This window comes from Pseudomonas arsenicoxydans (genome assembly GCF_006438915.1).
Lineage (GTDB): Bacteria > Pseudomonadota > Gammaproteobacteria > Pseudomonadales > Pseudomonadaceae > Aquipseudomonas > Aquipseudomonas arsenicoxydans_A.
This window is the reverse complement of record NZ_RCZE01000035.1, coordinates 1-2581: the sequence shown is the minus strand read 5'-3', so window position 1 is coordinate 2581 and position 2581 is coordinate 1. Positions and strand designations below refer to the sequence as shown.

The 2581-nt window shown below is 54.7% G+C and carries 2 protein-coding genes and 1 pseudogene; 2 read left to right on the top strand and 1 reads right to left on the bottom strand.

The annotated features are described in order from the left end of the window. A partial coding sequence (locus EAH78_RS32025) for a transposase (protein WP_140672344.1) occupies positions 1-232 on the bottom strand: 232 nt, incomplete at its 3' end. 299 nt (positions 233-531) lie between these two features. Here EAH78_RS32025 and EAH78_RS32020 point away from each other — a divergent pair. Together EAH78_RS32020 and EAH78_RS32015 are read left to right on the top strand one after the other, a co-directional pair. Next, a pseudogene (locus tag EAH78_RS32020) lies at positions 532-1310 on the top strand (DUF692 domain-containing protein); the annotation flags it as partial. Between the two features lie 1042 nt (positions 1311-2352). Further along, on the top strand, positions 2353-2581 hold a 229-nt coding region (locus tag EAH78_RS32015; RefSeq protein ID WP_140672150.1), incomplete at its 3' end, for a transposase.

Genomic DNA, 2581 nt, shown 5'->3' with positions numbered 1-2581 from the left:
TCTGCAACCAAACGCCCTTGCGTGACCAGCGGTTATAACGCACATAGACCCGATGCCAGTGACCGTAGGTTTCAGGTAGATCCCGCCAGGGCGCGCCAGTTCGGGCAATCCAGAGTACCGCCTCTACAAACAGGCGGTTATCGCGGGCGGTCACGCCTCGGTCGCTGGCTTTACCCGGCAGCAGTTCCTTGATGCGCTCCCATTGATCGGTACGCAACCTATAGCAGCTCATCAGTTAACCCAAATAGCCCAAGGGTATCGAATGGCCCTGCTTAGCTCAAATGAGAACGCCCCCTAGTCAAGTCGGATGCTGGTGAAGTGAGATGCAATTTCCCACAAAGGCATGAACGGTTACAAGACCGCAGAAAACGCCAGCAAGGGTCAAACCGTTTGCAAATGGCACGGCTTCAAGACCATGATTCAAACTGAATGGATGAAAGCAGGTGGCAAAGTCGGCGAGTAATCAACGAAGCCGGACCGCGGCAGTGGCTTCCCCCTTGGCACTGCGGCTACTTTGCGAGGAACCCGCAAATGTCCGCATTCCCCATCTGTTTGCGCTACGGCCTAGGCTTACGCAGCGCGTACTACCAACAAATTCTCGAACAGTCGGCACCCGTAGACTGGTTCGAAGTAGTCCCCGAAAATTTCATTGTCCAGGGAGGTAAAGCCCTGTACTACCTGGACGCCATCGCCGAGCGTTATCCGTTGGTGATGCACGGCGTTTCCTTGTCCATCGGCGGGCCACATGCCCAGGACACGGACTACCTGAATCAACTCAGGTAGCTGGCTGAGCAGGTCAAACCAGGCTGGATCTAGGATCATTTGTGCGGGAGCCGCGGCGACGCCTATCAACTTCATGCCTTGTTACCGTTGCCCAACACCGAAGAGAGTCTCTATTACGTAGCCAGTCGGGTGCGCCAGGTTCAGGATGCGTTGCAGCGACCTTGGTGCTGGAGAACGTATCCAGGTATGGGCGTGCCGCATCGGATAAGTATAGCGAGCGGGAGGTTCTTGAGGCGCCGAGCGTCTTGGCGACTGCGAGCTGTTGCTGGACATCAACAATGTCTACGTCAGATCCCGCAGTCATGGCTTTGATCCATCGACCTTCATTCAGGGCTTGCCCCCCAAACAAAGTCCGCCAACTGCACCTGGCCGGTCATAGCGATTATGGAGACTACGTGATCGATACGCATAATCATCCGGTGAGTGAGCCCGTCTGGGTACTATATCAACGCACTCTGGAATACTTCGGCCCGGTCGCCACCTTGCTAGAGCGCGATGACCATTTCCCACCTTTCGGCGAACTGCTACCGAATTAAAAAAAAGAGCTCGAAACGCTAGGAGAAATCGCACTGGCCGGAGGGCAGTAATGTGCTGCCTGAACGACTGGCAACTGGCCTGTGAAGACGACCTGCAGGGCAACGCAGCAACGGTGAAATCCGAATGGAGCTCCCACCTCATAGGTGCTCCGACACTGAATGTAACTAATGGCTTTACAACGATTTCCAGGCACGGTTACAGGAAGTGTGGCACGGCGGCTACCCCCCTTCCTGCATCGGCTCGGTGACAACGAATTCCAATTGCTGACCGATGCTTATATCCGTAGCTTTCCATCGACTTACACAGCCTGCGCTGACTGGGGAGAAGTTTCGAGGCATTCATCCGCCAGCACTTAGCGCCCGAACAGAGCACAGCATTGGCCGGAGTGGCGGCGCTGGAATGGGCCTATACCCTGGCCTTCGATGCCCCTCACGGGACGCAGCTAACGCTACAAGACATGTCCCGCCTGCCCCCCCTGAAGGTTGGCCAACATTACACGTCAGGCTGAGCCCATGCGTGAGGTGACTCGAGTGTGCATTCAATAGCGGTGCGCTTTGGGGAGCTATAAAAGAAAAACCGTGTTTCCAGGCAGCTCAGTGCTGGACAACCCCGAGTCCTGGTGATCTGGTGTGCTGAAACGATTTGTCATTACCGCCGCTTGGAACTAGAAGAGTCGATCGCTCTATATCACCTGACTCAGGGAGGCTGCAATTTTTCATAACTGTGCGCTGAGCTGGCGATTGCCTATGGGGAAGAAGACTCTTTATATGCTGCAACTTGGCTGAAACAGTGGATCCGTGCCGACTGGGTGGAAAACATGCGATAGAAAATTTTCCCTCAGTTAGTGGTCACGACGACGACCCACAGTCATAAAAAGACTCCTAAGTGCAATCGTTTGGCTGAAATATAACGCTTACTCCAATAACTATCGCTCAATGAGTCAACGCAGGTACGATTCCCGCTGCTAGGGAAACTCTGAAGAAGACTTCCAAATTTAGGCAAAATACCCAGATTCCACCCGACGAGTTTTCCATGAAGCAGATGACCTTCGCCGATGCCGAATACGCCGGCAAGCGTAAGCAGACCCGCAAAGAGATGTTCCTGATCGAGATGGATCAGGTGGTGCCGTGGAAGGGGCTGATTACTCTGATCGAACCGCATTACCCGAAGGGTGATGGCGGTCGTCCGGCCTATCCGCTGGTGGTGATGCTGCGTGTTCACCTGCTGCAAAGCTGGTTCGGCTACAGCGACCCTGCGATGG